Genomic DNA, 17,103 nt, shown 5'->3' with positions numbered 1-17,103 from the left:
GCCTTTTTAGTAAAAAACTCTCTCGTATAGAATACACGCGCAGAAACCTAGTATTAAAAAAATTTTTCACCTTCAAAATCTGACATAATTTTGTAAATCTTTCCCACAAAAAGAAAAAGGGTTTTCCTATCCTTTTCAAGAAACTATAGTGCGGAAGTAAATAATATATGAGTGGAGGTTTTACTATGCAAAAAATTGAAATGCCTCTTACAAGTAAATTACATACAAAAATCCAAAACATGATGAAAGATTTAAACGTCCCTGGAGCTGCAGTTGCTATCGTAAAAAACGGAGAAGTAGTATTCTCAGAAGGTTATGGGTTCCGTGATACAAAAAATAAAAAATCAGTTACCCCAAAAACGTTATTTGCAATTGGTTCATCGACAAAAGCATTTGGTACACTTTCTTTAAGCTTACTCGCACAGCAGCAAAAATTTAATTGGGATACACCTGTGCAAACGTACATTCCAACTTTTTCACTTCATGATCCGCTAGCAAGCACACAAACAACAGCTCGTGACCTAGCATCTCACAGGACCGGCGTTAGTCGTCATGATACATTATGGTATGTCTCTTCTTTAACTCGACAAGAAATCGCTGAAAAAATTCGCCACTTAGAACTAGATGCACCATTTCGCTCGGCATTTTTATATAACAACTTAATGTATGCCACGATTAGTTATATTGCTGAAAACATTACAAATCAAACATGGGAACAATATGTAACAGAACATATTTTAGAACCTCTCCATATGGAACGCACAAATTTTTCAGTTAGTACTTCACAAAAATCAGATGACCATGCACTTCCTTATATCGAGAAAGATGAAAATATAACAGAAGTACCTTTCTGCAACCTTGATACCATTGGCGCTGCTGGATGTATGAACTCAAATATAGAAGATATGGCAAAATGGGTGTTACTTCATTTAAATAAAGGAAAAGTTGGTGAACATGAACTACTTGCACAAGATTTGCTCCAACAAATGTATACACCACATATTCCAATTCCAGATGATCCAATGTTCGCTCTGCCGGAATGCCCATTAAACAGCTACGGTCTCGGCTGGTTTATTAGTGCCTATCGTGGACATAAAGAAATCCATCACGGCGGAAATATCGATGGATTCACATCTCTCGTTTCTTTTATGCCAGAACATAATATTGGTCTTGTCGTGTTAACGAATTCCGGTAAAACGTTACTTCCTTCTTACCTTGCGCATCAAATTTATGATGAATTGCTTGGATTAGAACCAATTGATTGGCATAAACGTGCTGTAGAAGATACAGCACAGCTTAAAGAAATAATGAAAGAAATGAACAAGCCACTACCACAAGTAAAGGAAACCGTTCTTTCACATCCGTTAAAGGATTATACCGGAACGTTCGAACATCCTGCTTACGGAACAATAGAAATACACAAACGAAATGAAACTTTATACTTAAAATTTGCCTCATTTGATATTGAAATGAACCATCATCACTATGATATGTTCAGTACAAAATGGGATGTTTTCCAAATGGAAATGAACATATTAGTTTCTTATGAGATGAATACAGCAGGTGTACTAAACGAGCTTAAACTGCACCTACCAGCAACGTTAAGCACAAAGCCACTTCTGTTTACGAAAACTGAAAAATAGAATTTTCACTAGTAAAGTTTATTCCCAAAATAAAGAGCGCTGACTTTTGTGCAGCGCTCTTTTCCTTTAAACAATCCTACTTGTAATTCGGCTCATTACATAGTAAGAGATGCAAATATTTCTCCAATAATGCCCTTCATTTGATGAACTCCTAAATCTGTATTTGTCATAATGACAACACCTATTTCTAAATACGGATAAGCAACCAGCATACATTGAAATCCTATCCCCCAACCAAGTGAGAAAATTTCAATTTTTTCTCCTGAACCATCGAGAAAAACGCCTAGACCAGTCCATTCTTTACAACCTTGTGAAGTAATGAGTTCTTTTGCCTTATTTTCAGAAAGACCAATTTTACTTTTACCTTTTAAAGAATTCATTAATTCAATTACTAAAATTGCTAAGTCTGTTGGTGTTGTCCAAAGTCCAGAAGCCACTGGATATGGATAGATTGGATATTCACCATGAACTATTTCTCCTTTTTTATTGTGACCACAAGAAAATTGTCCATTTCTTACTTTTAACAGCGTTTATTCTAATGTGCTGTTTTTCATATGTAACGTTTCAAAAATATGTTCATTCATTAACACCGTAAAAGGTTTACCACAAACATCTTCTATTAATTGCTGTATGATACAAAAGCCTGCATCTGAATATTGAAAGTCACTGTCTGGTTCATACATTTTCTCCGACATATTCCCCTTGCTACCTTTCCCACTTTATACTATTTTGAATTCACAACACTTACAATTTCTTTTGGCATATTCACAATATAATTCGGAGATTCATCCCGTACCGTTTCTATCACATCATAGCCCCAGCTTACCCAAATTACTTCTACACCAATTTTTTTACAAGATACAATGTCTCGAAGTTCATCTCCAACATAAATCACATCGGAATTTTGTAGTTTATTTGCTTTTAAAAATTTCTTTATCACTTTGTCTTTTCCAAAAATGTTATTAGAACAAAAAACATCATGAATAAAATCAATTTCATTATGACGTAAAAATTCCCGAATATGCTCCTCAGCATTCGATGATACAATAACAATTTCATAGCCGCTCTCTTTCAACGTCTGCAAAACATCTCTTATTCCATCGAACAAAGTAAGATTTGAGATCGATGGTTGATATAATTTATAAAACTCTAATGCTATCATAGGGATTTTGTACAGAGGCACGTGAAGCAATTTACACCTCTCAGGAATTGATAACTTCCGCAATGCTTCAACATCCTCTTCTCTTACCTGTTTAAAACGGTGTTTCTCTGCTATTTCATTGAAAATAGGAATAAAGATATCTTTAGAATCTACTAACGTACCATCAAAATCAAAAATAACATATTTATTCATTACGAATGCTCCTTGTTATCATGACTTTTATATTCTTTATACTTATGAATTCTCTTTCAAATTGATATTACCTTTTATTTACTTTTTCTTCATCTCCAAAAAAAGAACAAGGCATATAACCTTGTTCTCCTTTTCCTATGAAAGCCATTGCGGCGGTGTATTTGTATTCCAATAAATATCCCCAAGCTCATGGTGTGCTGTAAAATCATCTTCATAACGATGATAATGAAAATTAAAATAATAGCCGTCTTGCGGCGGATGATCTCGTCTCACGTGAAAACGCAGTAAGTCATTTCCGGTTTTTGTATCATAAACATGAAAAATTTTTTCATGTTTTCCACCTGCGGGCTTTTGCGAAATCGCTAAAGACTGTAATGAATCTTCTGGTGTAGTCTTTGCAAGTTCTGCAATTGCTTCTTCTATTTTCGGCAATACAATACCCTTAAACTCATCTTCAATTACTGGTCCAATTTTCGATCCAAATTTCTCCATTGATTGCCGCTCTGCTTCTTGCATCGCATAAGAGAGAAATACTTCTGGGCTTATCTCATTTTGTTTTTCATCCAATGTATACGGCGTTCGCTCTAGATTTTGCTGTTTTGTAGGCTTGTCCGCTTTTGCATTGTCAAGTAGCACAGAAGGAGGTGTTACTAATCCAAATGTAAATATAGTAATTAATGTGACGAGCGTCTTTTTCATCCAATTTGGCATTTTACATACCTCCCTTTCTTTGCTTATGTTTTTATAACTGTTTCTTCCATTATACAAAATGATGCCAATTTTTGCACTTTACAAATTTATTAACGTTAACATTATTTATAAAAATTTGAATATGGAATAGTAAGATTTCATACAATAAGTATTATTCTTTGGTTTTACTAGGAGGTTTTTCTTTTGAATCTCGATCTTCTCTTTTCAGGTGTAAGCATTGTTGTTCTCATCTATTTTATGTATGTGTCCATTACAGATTAACAAAAAGAGCTATACAGCTCTTTTTTTGTTAAGTATAAAGTTCAACTAACTATTAGCAGAGATTTTTCTTCATTCTCCACTGATGGAAAACCCAACCAATCGGGTTCTTACATACATTTATATTCCGCTTACTTTTTTTGCTTTTTCAGTATCTTGATGAGAGAGTCTTACCGCCCGTTTGTTCGGGACAAATAAAATCCACACTGTTATTAAGATTGCAACTCCCGCACAAATTCCAGCAGCCATGACATAAAATTGCGCTAGTACAACAATACCGTATACAAATAAAGCTGGTATAAACAAATATCCCTTCGCCTTCTGTGAAAGCCATAGTTTCTTTCCGTCTGAACAATATAACTGTAAAAATAGTTTTCCAGAAAAAACTTTCCATATGTCACTTGAATAACGAAATATTGCAAATGAAGCAAACAAAATAACGATTGTAGCAATCCACCATGGTGCAATCCAAATCGCATTTGCACTAACAAAGACAATGCGAATGTAAAAACCACCTGCATCACCCGAACGAAAATATTCCTTTAAAAATGCTTCAATGATTCTAGAATCATTGCTATTTCCTATTAATATACGTTTAGAACGCGGAAATAGCCACGGCTTCGCTGCATTTGTAGGTTTTTGTACCTGACCTCCAAATGCCATAATTTGTGTTGTCCATCTCATTTCTTCTCTTTTTTCTTTTTCAATTTCTTTAAAGAAGAAGCGATGATAGTGCATTTTTTCTTTTACTAAGAAAAAACTTATGATAAAGAGAAGTAAAAAGAAAAAAAACGTATAAAAAGACTGTTGTAGTATATATCTAAATGTTATACCTACATATACAATCCCTACAAAAAAGAGAATACTTTTTATAATTATTACTTGCCACTGCTTATGGAATCGAACATCAATATAGCGTTGCAACAGGGCAAATGTGAAACGAAAACAAGTCAAAAACACAAAACAGAAAAAAGCTTGCACACCAGTTCCATTCAAACTTTTCAAAAAAATTGGTAGACATAGAATGATTATAAGTGCACTTGTGAAACAAATGCGACAAAAAGAATAGACCATTCCATATTTCATCATTTGTTTTATATAACTTGGAAATTGAATTAAAAACAAACTATCCGCTTGTTCTAAAAACGAGCGTACACTTCTTGAAAATGTCGCTACATAAAATATAAGAAATCCGGCAGAGCAATATAATACATCTTCAGATGTCAGTCCATGCTTCCAAAGTGAAGCATAATAGATCCAGCTAAAGACAAGCGCTGGAACAATTAAGTATAATGCAATCGTCCAATCGACAACGGATCGTATCGCCCTCCACTTTCGTTTTACCTCATGAAACAACCTTCTATAAAATAGTTTTCTAATCATGTTGTTCCCGCCTTACAATTACATCAAAGCAATCTAACAATGTGCCTTCTGGCATATTAGCAAGCGTTTGAATGCTATGTAGATTTCCATTTGCAAATAATGTTCCTTCTGAAATTAATAAGAAACGCTCACATATTCTTTCTGCTGTATCTAGCACATGCGTGCACAGTAAAATACCTGCACCGCGTTCCTTTTCTTTATACAAAAAATGAAGAAAATCACGAGTCGCTGTCGGATCTAATCCAATAAACGGTTCGTCAATAATATAAAAGTCTGGTTCTGTTAAAAAAGCTAAAATAAGCATCGATTTTTGTTTCATTCCTTTTGAAAACTTCGATAAATATTCATGCTTATGCTTGTCCATCCGAAACGTACGTAACAACTCATCCGCTTGGATTTCCCAGCTTCCTGATTCAACATCCCTGGCGGCCATTAATAGTTCAATATGTTCCCACAATGTTAAGTAATCATAATATGTCGGATGTTCAGGTACATATGCATACGGATTCTTTTTATCTCCAAACGAAACTTCCCCTTCCATATGCGCCAATAATCCAAGAATCGATTTTATTGTTGTACTCTTTCCTGCTCCGTTTGCGCCAATTAAAGCAACTAGTTCACCTTGTTCAATTGAAAAAGCAATATTATGAATCGTTTGTTCTCCAGCTTCGTATCCAGCCGATTTTATGTTAACTTGCAGCACATGTACCCCTCTCTCTCTACAGAAAATTACAATAAATACCTATGAAAATAATAACATATTTTTCTATAAAAATACTTTTCAAACTAAAACGCAGCAAAGATGCAATTCATATGCAGGAAAACAATGTTAATAGTAGAATCCTTTATATTCTGAGGTCAAAATATTTTTTGTTATTCCATGCACACCTTTTTATAAAACATTTCTAGCAAACGACGAGAAAGGACATATACTATGACAAATAAACGAAGCATCGAAGCTATTTTTATCGATCGTGACGGTACAATCGGCGGCGATACAACGATTCATTATCCTGGAAAATTTCAGTTATTTTCATTTACTAAGATAACTCTAGATAAGCTAAAAGAACAAAATATACAACTATTTTCTTTTACAAACCAACCTGGTATTGCTGATGGTAAAGCAACAAAAGAAGACTTTATTGAGGAATTAGAAGCATTCGGTTTTGACGACATATATCTTTGTCCGCACCGGCACAGTGATGGCTGTACATGTCGTAAACCTGAAATAGGAATGCTTCTTCAAGCAGCGAAAAAACATGATCTCGATTTAACAAAATGTGTTGTAATCGGTGATCGCTGGAGTGATATTGTTGCAGGTATAAAGGTCGGTGCAACAACGATTTTAGTACAAACAGGGGCTGGATATGATGCATTACATACATATCGTCATAAATGGGCTAATATGGAGGCTAATTATATTGCAGAAAATTTAGAATATGCTGTTTCATGGCTCTTTACACAACATATCTTACAATAAAAACAGCAATGCCATGTAAAATGGCATTGCTGTTTAATCAGCTCACTCGTCCTTGCATACCTCAACTGTGAAAATACTAAAATTATTTCTCTATAAAAAGCTTGTCCCTACATATTCATATATTATGAGACTGAATCGCCATATGCTTGGTTATGTATCACTAGTTATATATGGATTTTTATAAATTCAATTCATAATGAAAATAGCGATCATCTCTTATATAACCGTTCCCTACATATAAATGCTGTGCTGTTGCATTATCTACTTCCGTTTGGAGCTTTAATCCTTTTGCACCTGTCTCCACTGCAAATTGCTTCGCCTTTGCTAACAATTCTTTCCCTACCCCAGTTCCTCTTGCTTCCTTTCGCACAAATAAATCATTTAAAATCCATAACTCTTTCATCGAAATAGACGAAAAAGAAGGATATAGCTGCGTAAATCCAACGTATTTTCCATCTTCTACTGCCACAAAGATAACGGATTCTTTTCGTTCTATACGTTCACGTAAAAATTGTTCTGCTTCTTCAATATTAGAATCTTGTCTATAAAACATACGATATTCATTAAATAGTGTTGCTACTCCTTGTAATTCTTCTATAGATGCTTGATATATTTTCACTTCTCTTCGCTTCCTTTCCAATAGTTCTTCATTAAATCCGTTGCCCAATCTGGCTGCCGGATTTCTTCTCTTGGCAAAAACTCTTTCATAACTGGCTTCATATCTAAAATAGGGGTACCATCAATCGCATCTAACCCTTGCACTACTAATTTCTTTCCTTCTCTACGTACTACTTTTACAATTGTAGCACCTAATTTATTCGGACGATTTTTCCCTCGCTGTGCAAAAATACCAACTTTCGGATACTCTTCATTATTTCGAGGATGTCTTGCCGTGTACTGAATGTTGTCATCTGTTACTCTATCAAAATAAAAAATAACTTCGATATGTGAAAATTGTTCAATCCCTTGTAAACTCTCTTCTGTATATGAATCCGTCAATTCAATAACAGACTCGATTTCTCCCCACAAATCATCTTCCACAGCAATTCGTTCATTATGTACAAAAGCGATCGGTTGTAACGAAAACATCGTATCCCCCCTTTTTTGTAACCCCTTACATTATAATATATTTTCTGAATACTTTCCAGGAATAATATATCAGTTTACATAATGATATTATGTGAAAAAGAAGAGAAAGCATTTAACTCTCTCTTCTTTCTGAATATTATACAAGACCTGTTAAGCTATACGTGCCAATTACAACAAATACCGCTACGGTTTTAATAATTGTAATCGCAAAAATGTCACGATACGATTGTTTATGGGTTAATCCCGTTACTGCAAGTAGTGTAATAACGGCCCCATTATGCGGTAATGTGTCCATACCACCTGATGCCATTGCAATAATACGATGCATAACTTCTAATGGAATATTAAATTGCTCCGCAGCTGCAATATATTTATCAGACATTGCACTTAATGCAATTCCCATTCCCCCAGAAGCCGATCCTGTTATACCTGCAAGTACATTTGTCGTAACCGCCCCATTAACAAGCGGATTCGTAAAAGTTGTTGAAATACTATCACGAATTACCCCAAATCCTGGAAGCGCTGCAATTACGCCGCCAAATCCATATTCTGCACCTGTATTCATTGCCGCTAGTAATGCTCCGCCAATACTTGCATTTAACCCGGTTTGAAAATCTACAAATACACGCTTCCAATTTAAAAGAATTGTTGTTACGATGCCAATTACAAGTGCTAATTCTACTGACCACACCCCAAGTACTCCAGCCAGTTCTACTTTCCCAAAACTTTTTAAACCAATGGATGCAAAATCAAAACCATTTGGATACCATTTTGGAATAGCAATTGTAAAAAGTTTATTCATCACACCTACTAAAATAAGTGGAACAAAGGCGAGCACTTGACGAAGCGGTGTAATATCAACCGTTTGAATTGACGGTTTTACACTTTGTTCTGCTTCGATGGCTGCTGCCATTTCAGCACTTCCATCTTTAAATCCATAATACCCCTCGCCTTGCGCTTCTGCTTTGCGACGGCGCCTTTCCAAATACACCATACCAACTATGAAAACAAAAATAGCTCCTGTAATTCCTAAGAAAGGACCCGCATAAATATCTGTCTTGAAAAAGGTTGTCGGAATAACATTTTGAATTTGCGGTGTTCCTGGAAGTGCATCCATTGTAAAAGTAAGAACCCCAAGCGCAATTGTACCAGGAATGAGACGTTTCGGAATATTTGCCTCGCGAAACAAATTAGCTGCAAACGGAAATATAGCAAATGCCACAACAAATACACTGACACCACTGTATGTTAAAATAGCCCCCATTAATACAATTGCAAGTATAGTCCGTTTCACACCAACAATTTGGATAATTGTCTTTGCGATAGATTCTGCGATTCCTGACATCTCAACTACTTTTCCGAAAATCGCTCCTAGTAAAAATACAGGGAAATATAATTTAATAAAGCCAACCATTTTCTCCATAAAAATATTTGAAAAAAAAGGCAAAACGTAAGTCGGTTCTGTTAACAAAACAGCAAACAGAGCACAAATCGGTGCGAATAAAATGACAGAAAATCCACGATATGCCACAAACATTAGCATACTAAGTGCTAATAAAATGATTACTAATTCCATATGTTCCTCCTTTGTAATTTCCAAGGAAATTTTTATAGAATTTTCAGTTTATTTAACTTGGATTGGTTTTATATTTTCACACAATTTCTTCGCAATCTATAAAGTTATAATCGTAACAAATTCGATATAATTCTATCACTTCCCCATACGAAGGAATGCGAGGATTGTTACTTGGACTCCCACTTGCAAGTGCATCTTTCGCCATCTTTGCTATAACCATTTCAAACTTATCTTTATCTATCCCATATTCTCTCATATTTGGAATACGTAAATCTGTGCAAAGATGCTTTATTTCATTAACAGTAAGATGTGCAAACCCTTCATCTGATAACGCTTTCAAATCTGGTCTAATTGTACGCCCAATATCCGAGAGACGTTTCACTGTATAATCTTTCGTAAACTCTAATACCGCTGGAAGTAGCATTGCATTTGATAAACCATGAGGAACATGAAACATTGCTCCAATAGGACGGGACATTCCATGAACTAATGTTACAGACGCATTTGTAAAAGCAATTCCAGCTTGCATTGACGCAAGCATCATTTGCTCCCGAGCTTCTATATTCTGTCCATCTTCATAAGCAATACGAAGGTATTTCATAATCTTTTCAATTGCTGAAAGTGCAAATATATCAGTAAGAGGTTGTGACAATCGAGAAATATATGCCTCTACCGCATGACATAACGCATCTATTCCAGTTGCAGCTGTTACATGAGGTGGAGTAGACACTGTTAATAATGGATCCACAATAGCTACTTGAGGTATAAAACTTGGATGCTTAATCATCATTTTTACATCTGTGCTTGTATTTGTAATAACAGTCGCACTCGTAACTTCAGATCCTGTTCCGGCAGTCGTTGGAATAACAATAAGAGATAGTGGTACCTTTGTTATCGGATATTGATTACCAACGTATTCTCCAATATCCCCTCCGTTTGTTGCGATAACAGCAACGGCCTTTGCAACATCAATACAACTTCCTCCGCCAAGTCCTATAACAAGATCACATTCATTCTCATAACAAGCAGCTAACGCTCGTAATACATGCTCATCTGTCGGCTCAGTATTCACATCAACAAAAGTCACAACTTCTATTTTTTTGGCTGTTAACATTTTCCTGCACCTGTCTACATAACCAAGCTCATTCATAATAGAATCGCTTATTATCAATGCTTTCTTGCCATACTGAATTGCCTTTTCTCCTAGTTTTTCTAACGCATTTGTTCCATATAAGACTGTCTCAGGTACTCTAAATTCTGAAATTCCTTGCAAATATACCCCTCCTTCTTTCTTCATCCGTATACTAGCTACGCTAGAAATAACAGTTTACATAACAAGCTACTTTTACAATTCCACTTCGCAACTAAAATTCCTCTTTCAAATGCCAAATATAGTCATTTTTTATAACATCTATATACAAAAAAAGACAAGGTGACCACCTTGTCTTTCCAAACAAATTTTATCAATCTATTTTTTCTAATACATAAACAAACTTCTTTATATTTTCTACTTCTTCAATAATATGAGTAGCTCCCGCTGCCACTAATTCTTCTTTACTGCCATATCCATACATTACTCCGATAGAATCAATTCCAACTTGCTGCGCTCCAATTATATCATGCTCTCGATCGCCTACCATAACCACATGACCTTTCTCTAAATCGTGATATGTATGTAAAATATGCTGGATAATGTCCGTTTTTGCAATACGTGTCCCATCTAAGTTACTTCCGACAATCTCTTCAAAATAATGTGCCATCTGAAAGTGTTCCAAAATTTGCTTTGCAAATATAGTCGGCTTAGATGTTGCCACAAATAAACGTTTTCCTGCATTCTTTAAATCTTCTAAAACACTAGGAATATGTTCGTATACGTGATTCTCAAGCATCCCCTTATCTTGAAAGTATTCACGATAATATGTTACTGCTTCGGTTACTTGTTTTTCATCCATGCTATATATGCTAGCAAAAGAATGTTGAATCGGCGGACCGATAAAAGAAAGTAATTTTTTATCATCTTGTTCATCAATCCCCATTTTTCTCAGGGCATATATGACCGAATTTACAATCCCTTCTTTCGGATCTGTTAATGTACCATCTAAATCGAATAAAAAAGTTGTATACATTTATTCTCCTCCGCTCACTTTACTTTATATAATATGAACCAAAAACATGTATTCATATGAATCTCTAAATCAGTTGCAAATGGTTCGAAAATAGCTGCAAGTTCTTCCTTCGAATAATAATTTTTTATAATTTCATATTGCTGGCCATCTGCTAATGAACGGATTTTATATGTATTTTCATCATTAATCTTAGAAATAAGTGTTCCGCCAATCCCTTCGTTATACATATTATCTGCCATACATACAATAGATCCTTTTTCTAAAACTGCATGAAATTGTTCTAAAAAAGAGAAAATATTTTCTTTCGGTATATGGGAAAGCCAAAAGTTTGCATAAGCCCCATCGAACGTTTTTGTTAATTGATTCAATTTATATGCATTCCCCTGTACAAAGGAAACTTTAGATGATAAAAGCTGTTTTTCTTTCGCTATAGTAAGTACTTCTTCCGAGTAATCAATCGCAGTAATGTGCTGAGCTGTTTCAGCAACATATTGTGTCCAATATCCTGTACCACAAGCTACTTCGAGTACAGTCTTTCCCGTAAACTTTTCTTTCAAAACATCTTGTATTTGTAATAGTTCTGCTTGTCTAATAGGGTCTTCTCGAAAATATACCTCTTCATAAATTTTCGCTCGATTACTGTAATATGTTTTCATCCCCATCCCCCTTATCATCCTAGACACAATCTTCACTATTTTACAAAACAATCACCCAAATGTAAATATTCTGTCAATACACAAGCCACAAGTCGCCATCAAGCAAAAAATCAATATGTACAAAAATCTTTTCATCATGTATGATTAGATTTATTTTCCAATTTGTAATAGATGGTGAATACATATGACGACAAAATTAATTTTCATAGTAGTTTTTACAATTATCATTCACGCAGTAGAAACAAGTTCTTATAGTATCCGACTTGCAGGCATTCGCTTGAAAAAGATTGCTGTTTCCTTATCTGTAGTTGGAATCGTGTTACTTGTTTCAAGAACTTCTAACTTACTACAAGCCTTTTTGCTTAGCGGCATCGTCGATCAAGCAAAGCTAGACGATACTATCGATTTAGAAGGAACAATTCGTCTTGTTTTATTAGCCGCTTCCATCGGTACATTACTAGCCATCTTTTTATATCCGACTCTCACAAAACTATTTGGCTATGTGATTCAAAACTTTGAAACGGACGGTTCTTTCATTCGCATGATGAAAACAAATAACATTCAAAAACTAAAATACACAAAAAAATATGTCCGTTTTCCAAAATTGGAAATGATTCATCGGATGCGAGTTGGTGGCATTCCAAATCGAATTATGCTCATTAATATGTTCGCTACTGCTATTTATACAGCAGGTGTACTTTCTGCTTTATATGCTTCTTTTTTAAACCCAGCGTATGCAACAAATGCAAGTACGGCTTCTGGTCTCGTTAATGGGTTTGCAACAATCTTACTAACTGTGCTATTAGATCCAAGAATTGCTCTATTAACGGAACGAGCTCTCCAAAAAGAAAACGGTGCGGAAACAATGGGAAAAATGTATGGATGGTTAATGATTTCTAGATTTTTAGGAACATTACTTGCCCAAGTGCTTTTTGTACCAGGAGCTCATTGGATACTGTGGATTATTTCAATTACGAATTGAAAATAGCGTGGTAAAAAAGTTCTTATTATTTATGAGAACCTTTTTTATCACGCTATTTTTAACCTTTTATTTTTAAGCATTTACATACATCCCACCACGAATTGTTTTGTTTCTTTACAGATAAGGAATTACTATTTATAAGTTTTCCCACAGTCTTTTTACATTCTTTTTCATACCATCTTTTAATCCCCTTTTTACTACCTCTAAATATATGGTAATTTATCGAAAGTGAAGAAAATGTAATGTTTCATAGAAGGATTCCAATAAAATAAAAAGAAATAATTAGAATATTTTGTAAAATAAGGAGATTTGTAGTATGACATTTATTAAAAATTTCATTTTACTTTTTATTCGATTTTGTCTTATTGTTTTTGGTATTATAGCTATCTGTTGTTTACCGAAATTATTTCTTACTGAATCTAAGCAGCTACCAGCTACAGGAGGGATGACGATCCCACCTACACTACATCTTAATTTTGAACAATACATAATACAGATACAATCAGTTTTTCACTCCCTTCTCAACCCTGCTAAAATGACATACAAAGTAGATGTTGTGATGAAAAATGTACCTGATCGTGATCTGTTTCCATTTATATTAGACACTTATGTATATACATTAACTATTATGATTGTAGCCTTTCTTGTCGCTGTTCTTCTTGCAACCTTTTTCGCCAACCTAACTTTCTATTTTTCAAAACGCATTCAATCTGCCATTTTGAAGGGATTACATGTATTAGAGACATTACCTGATTTATTTGTTGTCTTCTCCATTCAACTCATTGTAATTTGGATTTATAAACATACAAACTTACTCCCTACAATACCTTTTTCAACAATGCAAGAGAAAACATACTTTTTACCTATCGTTACACTGGCTATTTTGCCAACTATTTATTTATATAAAATTACTTTACTCAACTATCATACAGAAATTGAGAAAGAATATACTACTTTCGCATTAGCGAAAGGTATGAAACCATTCTATGTTTTGTATAAGCATGTTCTTATCAATGTATTACTATCTATCTTTTATAACGCAAAATCCATTTATTTCTTTATGCTTTCCAATATGATTGTACTTGAATTTTCATTTAATATTTACGGTTTATTGCAATTTCTCATTACACACCCAACACCAGAAATTATGGCCATTGGCATTCTCCTATTAACTATTCCGTTTTATATTATATTTGAAATTTTAAAATGGGTTCTTCCGGGAAGAAGGGACATACATGTTTAAAAAACTACTAACAAATAAACGATTTCTAGCTGGGTTAAGTATTTTAATACTTTTAGTTGTGAGTAGCTATATGCTAGACTCATATTCCAAAACACATAAAATTGAGCGTATCCCTGAATTTAGTTATAAAGATAACATGCCTATTCGTACTGCACCTGCCCCTCCCTCTCTTTCTCACCCTTTAGGTGTGGACGCAGGAGGTTATGATGTACTACGAACGGTACTTACACACGCAAAAGCACCAATTATATCTGCATTTTTAATTAGCTTAATGCGAATTACTATTTCACTGATTTTTGCTTTTTTCTATGCTTATTTCTACCGAGGAGTAAGATGGTTCAACTGGCTGTTCGAAAGTTTTCAATACGTTCCTCCTACACTTTTAGGTATCTTATTATTGTCACATGTACAATATCTTCTTATGGATCAAAAATCTGAATGGTTCATATATGTAATTACTGTACTTATTCTCATTGGAATACCAAATTTGACTCAGCTAATCGGAAACGAAATTCGCTTGTTGCTGCATAATGAATTTGTCACGGGCTCCAAAGTGCTTGGCGGAGGGATCTTTCACATTTTCAAAACGCATATCCGTCCATATTTACTGCCTAAAATATTCTTATGGTTAAACCAACAACTATTGCAAGTGCTCGTTCTCATCATGCATTTATCATTATTTCACATGATTTTAATTGAAATCGGTGGTTCCATATTTCTGATTAGTAGTAATTTCCAACTCCTTATACTTACTCCTTGGGTTACATACGGTCCAGTTCTCTTTTTCACCCTTCTTGTATTGGTAGCTTATATGATGAGCTCTGGTGTACAGTCCGTTTTACAGACGGAAAACAAGTTAGCTGAACACTCTTTATTATTTAGCATGATTAGAAAAGAGCAGCAAGAACAATGCACAAAGCGTAAAGGACTATTAAAAAGAAAACAGGTTCATATAGGAAAATAAAGTGAAACAAACCATCAATGGAGATTTTCCTCATCCCCCACTGACGGTTTGTTGAACGAATCGAGCGTATGCCAGTAGTTGTCCCCCAACTATCTTCTTTGCTTCTCTCTGAATCTTGAGATGGGGGGATCTTACTGCCCGTAAATGTAGGATAACCTCATAACAAATCCCCGGTACACGAACCGGGGATTGTTTCACTTTATATTACGGTACTAACCGCGTACAGTCCCTTGGAAATGCACTTGCTTCGCGAACATTCGATAAGTTTAAAAATTTATATACGAGTCGTTCTAGTCCAATAGCAAACCCTCCATGCGGCGGACACCCATAGCGAAATGTATCGATATACGATTGAAAATTTTCTACATTTAATCCCTTTTCTTCAAAAGAACGAACTAACATAGTATAGTTATGAATGCGCTGCGCACCTGATGTAATTTCTAATCCTTTATACAATAAATCAAAAGAGTCTGTGACAGAAGGATTTTCTTGATTTGGCATTGTGTACATCGGACGTGTTTCTTTCGGATAATGAGTAATAAAGACGAAATCACTATTGTATGTTTCTTTTACATACTTCCCAAGCAGTTTTTCTCCTTCTGAATCTAAATCGCCTATTGGAGATTCTTTTCGATACTCTTTTTGTAAAATGTCTTGCGCTTCCGTAACCGTTAATTTCGGAATCTTTGTAATAACTGGTATGTCAATTTGAAGCAACTGTAATTCCTTTACACAATATTGTTGCACTTTTTCAAACATATACCGAATTACATCCGTTTCAAGCTGCATCACTTCATAAAAGTCTTCAATAAACGCAAGCTCAACGTCTAAGGAAATGTATTCGTTTAAATGGCGAGATGAATTGTGATGTTCAGCGCGGTACACCGGTGCCACTTCAAAAACACGTTCTAATCCGCCAGCAACCATCATTTGCTTATAAAATTGTGGTGATTGTGCTAAATATGCTTCTTTCTCAAAATAATGAAGCTGAAATACATTAGCTCCGCCTTCCGCCCCTTGTGAAACAATTTTCGGTGTAAAAATTCTTGTAAAATCGTTTTGAAGTAAATATTCACTAAAGGCATGTGCAAGCATTGATTTAATTGTAAAAATCGCTTGCACTCGTTCATGCCGAAGTGATAACGTTCGAGAATTTAACATTTGATCTAAACCAACTTGCAGTTTCTTTTTATTCACTTCAAATGGAACCTGCTCTGCACTGTTTAGAAGCTGTACATCCTCAACTAATACTTCTACTCCAAGTTCCGTTTTATCTGTTGCAATCACTTTTCCTATAACTTGCACAACACTTTCTACTTCTACCTTATATCCAGCCCATTCTTTTTCAAGAACACATTGCATGACACCTGTTCGATCACGGAGTAATAAAAAACTTATATTTCCTAGATGACGAATTTTCTTTACCCATCCTTTTAATACAACTGTTTCATGCGGTGTACATTCGCTGATAAGCGACCGCTTCATTTGTTGACTCATATATTCCGCCTCCTATTGTTAATTGTATGATTGTATATTTATTATTATCGTTGTCATCATCATCCACGGCCGCTCACCTCCTTAAAAGAATACAAAAATCCGCCCCTATATAAGGGACGGATTTCACCGCGGTACCACCCA

The 17,103-nt window shown here is 34.9% G+C and carries 18 protein-coding genes and 1 other annotated feature (1 of these 19 only partly in view); of the genes, 5 read left to right on the top strand and 13 right to left on the bottom strand.

Going from position 1 to position 17,103, the window contains the following annotated elements:
• The first annotated feature begins 185 nt into the window (after positions 1-185).
• Positions 186-1,643 carry a serine hydrolase gene (locus WAX78_RS00875; protein ID WP_336480438.1) on the top strand — a complete coding sequence of 486 codons (1,458 nt, stop codon included), beginning with the start codon at positions 186-188 and terminating at the stop codon, positions 1,641-1,643.
• Positions 1,644-1,738: 95 nt separating this feature from the next.
• On the opposite strand, the gene WAX78_RS25105 is transcribed toward WAX78_RS00875, so the two are convergent.
• The 6 genes from WAX78_RS25105 to WAX78_RS00850 all read right to left on the bottom strand — a co-directional run bounded on the left by WAX78_RS25105 (position 1,739) and on the right by WAX78_RS00850 (position 6,052).
• Positions 1,739-2,080 (bottom strand): serine hydrolase domain-containing protein, encoded by a 342-nt coding sequence (locus WAX78_RS25105; protein WP_413789143.1) that lies wholly within the window; start codon positions 2,078-2,080, stop codon positions 1,739-1,741.
• A 93-nt stretch (positions 2,081-2,173) separates the two neighbouring features.
• The gene (locus WAX78_RS25100) at positions 2,174-2,338 is read right to left on the bottom strand and encodes a serine hydrolase (protein WP_413789142.1); all 165 of its coding nucleotides are present in this window, start codon (positions 2,336-2,338) and stop codon (positions 2,174-2,176) included.
• Positions 2,339-2,367: 29 nt separating this feature from the next.
• On the bottom strand, positions 2,368-2,997 hold the full coding sequence (locus WAX78_RS00865; RefSeq protein ID WP_336480437.1) for an HAD-IB family phosphatase: 630 nt from the start codon (positions 2,995-2,997) through the stop codon (positions 2,368-2,370).
• Positions 2,998-3,132: 135 nt separating this feature from the next.
• Entirely contained in the window at positions 3,133-3,708 is a 576-nt protein-coding gene (locus tag WAX78_RS00860) for a YpjP family protein (protein WP_336480436.1), read from the bottom strand.
• A 378-nt stretch (positions 3,709-4,086) separates the two neighbouring features.
• Complete coding sequence (locus tag WAX78_RS00855; protein WP_336480435.1) at positions 4,087-5,349, bottom strand: ABC transporter permease; 1,263 nt, start codon at positions 5,347-5,349, stop codon at positions 4,087-4,089.
• Complete coding sequence (locus WAX78_RS00850) at positions 5,342-6,052, bottom strand: ABC transporter ATP-binding protein (protein WP_336480434.1); 711 nt, start codon at positions 6,050-6,052, stop codon at positions 5,342-5,344. Before WAX78_RS00850 ends, WAX78_RS00855 begins: the two co-directional genes overlap by 8 nt.
• Before the next feature lie 231 nt (positions 6,053-6,283).
• On the opposite strand from WAX78_RS00850, the gene WAX78_RS00845 reads away from it, so the two are divergent.
• The gene (locus WAX78_RS00845) at positions 6,284-6,829 is read left to right on the top strand and encodes an HAD-IIIA family hydrolase (protein WP_336480433.1); all 546 of its coding nucleotides are present in this window, start codon (positions 6,284-6,286) and stop codon (positions 6,827-6,829) included.
• Between the two features lie 178 nt (positions 6,830-7,007).
• Here WAX78_RS00845 and WAX78_RS00840 read toward each other — a convergent pair whose 3' ends face one another.
• The 6 genes from WAX78_RS00840 to WAX78_RS00815 all read right to left on the bottom strand — a co-directional run bounded on the left by WAX78_RS00840 (position 7,008) and on the right by WAX78_RS00815 (position 12,276).
• Entirely contained in the window at positions 7,008-7,448 is a 441-nt protein-coding gene (locus tag WAX78_RS00840) for a GNAT family N-acetyltransferase (RefSeq protein ID WP_336480432.1), read from the bottom strand.
• Positions 7,445-7,918: a tRNA (N6-threonylcarbamoyladenosine(37)-N6)-methyltransferase TrmO gene (gene tsaA / locus WAX78_RS00835; RefSeq protein WP_336480431.1), complete on the bottom strand. Its 474-nt coding sequence runs from the start codon at positions 7,916-7,918 to the stop codon at positions 7,445-7,447. Before tsaA ends, WAX78_RS00840 begins: the two co-directional genes overlap by 4 nt.
• 136 nt (positions 7,919-8,054) lie before the next feature.
• Positions 8,055-9,494, bottom strand: coding sequence for a GntP family permease (locus WAX78_RS00830; protein WP_336480430.1), 1,440 nt, complete (start codon positions 9,492-9,494; stop codon positions 8,055-8,057).
• Positions 9,495-9,570: 76 nt separating this feature from the next.
• Positions 9,571-10,767 (bottom strand): iron-containing alcohol dehydrogenase, encoded by a 1,197-nt coding sequence (locus tag WAX78_RS00825; RefSeq protein WP_336480429.1) that lies wholly within the window; start codon positions 10,765-10,767, stop codon positions 9,571-9,573.
• A 190-nt stretch (positions 10,768-10,957) separates the two neighbouring features.
• Complete coding sequence (locus WAX78_RS00820) at positions 10,958-11,620, bottom strand: HAD family hydrolase (protein ID WP_336480428.1); 663 nt, start codon at positions 11,618-11,620, stop codon at positions 10,958-10,960.
• A gap of 14 nt (positions 11,621-11,634) precedes the next feature.
• Positions 11,635-12,276, bottom strand: a complete 642-nt coding sequence (locus WAX78_RS00815; protein ID WP_336480427.1) for a class I SAM-dependent methyltransferase — start codon at positions 12,274-12,276, stop codon at positions 11,635-11,637.
• A 184-nt stretch (positions 12,277-12,460) separates the two neighbouring features.
• On the opposite strand from WAX78_RS00815, the gene WAX78_RS00810 reads away from it, so the two are divergent.
• The 3 genes from WAX78_RS00810 (at position 12,461) to WAX78_RS00800 (ending at position 15,465) form a co-directional block, all read left to right on the top strand.
• Positions 12,461-13,258: a lipid II flippase Amj family protein gene (locus tag WAX78_RS00810; protein WP_336480426.1), complete on the top strand. Its 798-nt coding sequence runs from the start codon at positions 12,461-12,463 to the stop codon at positions 13,256-13,258.
• A 316-nt stretch (positions 13,259-13,574) separates the two neighbouring features.
• On the top strand, positions 13,575-14,501 hold the full coding sequence (locus WAX78_RS00805) for an ABC transporter permease subunit (protein WP_336480425.1): 927 nt from the start codon (positions 13,575-13,577) through the stop codon (positions 14,499-14,501).
• The gene (locus tag WAX78_RS00800) at positions 14,494-15,465 is read left to right on the top strand and encodes a peptide ABC transporter permease (RefSeq protein WP_336480424.1); all 972 of its coding nucleotides are present in this window, start codon (positions 14,494-14,496) and stop codon (positions 15,463-15,465) included. The genes WAX78_RS00805 and WAX78_RS00800 overlap by 8 nt, the downstream gene beginning before the upstream one ends.
• Positions 15,466-15,669: 204 nt before the next feature.
• Here the strand turns inward: WAX78_RS00800 and aspS are convergent, their stop codons facing one another.
• Positions 15,670-16,962 carry an aspartate--tRNA(Asn) ligase gene (aspS, locus tag WAX78_RS00795; protein WP_336480423.1) on the bottom strand — a complete coding sequence of 431 codons (1,293 nt, stop codon included), beginning with the start codon at positions 16,960-16,962 and terminating at the stop codon, positions 15,670-15,672.
• Between the two features lie 109 nt (positions 16,963-17,071).
• Positions 17,072-17,103 (bottom strand) — a binding site (T-box leader) (it continues 181 nt past the right edge of the window).

The sequence above is a fragment of the Bacillus yunxiaonensis genome (genome assembly GCF_037104695.1).
GTDB lineage: Bacteria > Bacillota > Bacilli > Bacillales > Bacillaceae_G > Bacillus_A > Bacillus_A yunxiaonensis.
This window is presented reverse-complemented; position numbering and strand designations above follow the sequence as displayed.

Coding starts and splice junctions, on each gene's coding strand:
- WAX78_RS25100 (WP_413789142.1), bottom strand. CDS start 2,338: ATGTCGGAGAAAATGTATGAACCAGACAGTGACTTTCAATATTCAGAT.
- WAX78_RS00800 (WP_336480424.1), top strand. CDS start 14,494: ATGTTTAAAAAACTACTAACAAATAAACGATTTCTAGCTGGGTTAAGT.
- WAX78_RS00855 (WP_336480435.1), bottom strand. CDS start 5,349: ATGATTAGAAAACTATTTTATAGAAGGTTGTTTCATGAGGTAAAACGA.
- WAX78_RS00860 (WP_336480436.1), bottom strand. CDS start 3,708: ATGCCAAATTGGATGAAAAAGACGCTCGTCACATTAATTACTATATTT.
- aspS (WP_336480423.1), bottom strand. CDS start 16,962: ATGAGTCAACAAATGAAGCGGTCGCTTATCAGCGAATGTACACCGCAT.
- tsaA (WP_336480431.1), bottom strand. CDS start 7,918: ATGTTTTCGTTACAACCGATCGCTTTTGTACATAATGAACGAATTGCT.
- WAX78_RS00830 (WP_336480430.1), bottom strand. CDS start 9,494: ATGGAATTAGTAATCATTTTATTAGCACTTAGTATGCTAATGTTTGTG.
- WAX78_RS00805 (WP_336480425.1), top strand. CDS start 13,575: ATGACATTTATTAAAAATTTCATTTTACTTTTTATTCGATTTTGTCTT.
- WAX78_RS00875 (WP_336480438.1), top strand. CDS start 186: ATGCAAAAAATTGAAATGCCTCTTACAAGTAAATTACATACAAAAATC.
- WAX78_RS00845 (WP_336480433.1), top strand. CDS start 6,284: ATGACAAATAAACGAAGCATCGAAGCTATTTTTATCGATCGTGACGGT.
- WAX78_RS00820 (WP_336480428.1), bottom strand. CDS start 11,620: ATGTATACAACTTTTTTATTCGATTTAGATGGTACATTAACAGATCCG.
- WAX78_RS00815 (WP_336480427.1), bottom strand. CDS start 12,276: ATGAAAACATATTACAGTAATCGAGCGAAAATTTATGAAGAGGTATAT.
- WAX78_RS00810 (WP_336480426.1), top strand. CDS start 12,461: ATGACGACAAAATTAATTTTCATAGTAGTTTTTACAATTATCATTCAC.
- WAX78_RS00865 (WP_336480437.1), bottom strand. CDS start 2,997: ATGAATAAATATGTTATTTTTGATTTTGATGGTACGTTAGTAGATTCT.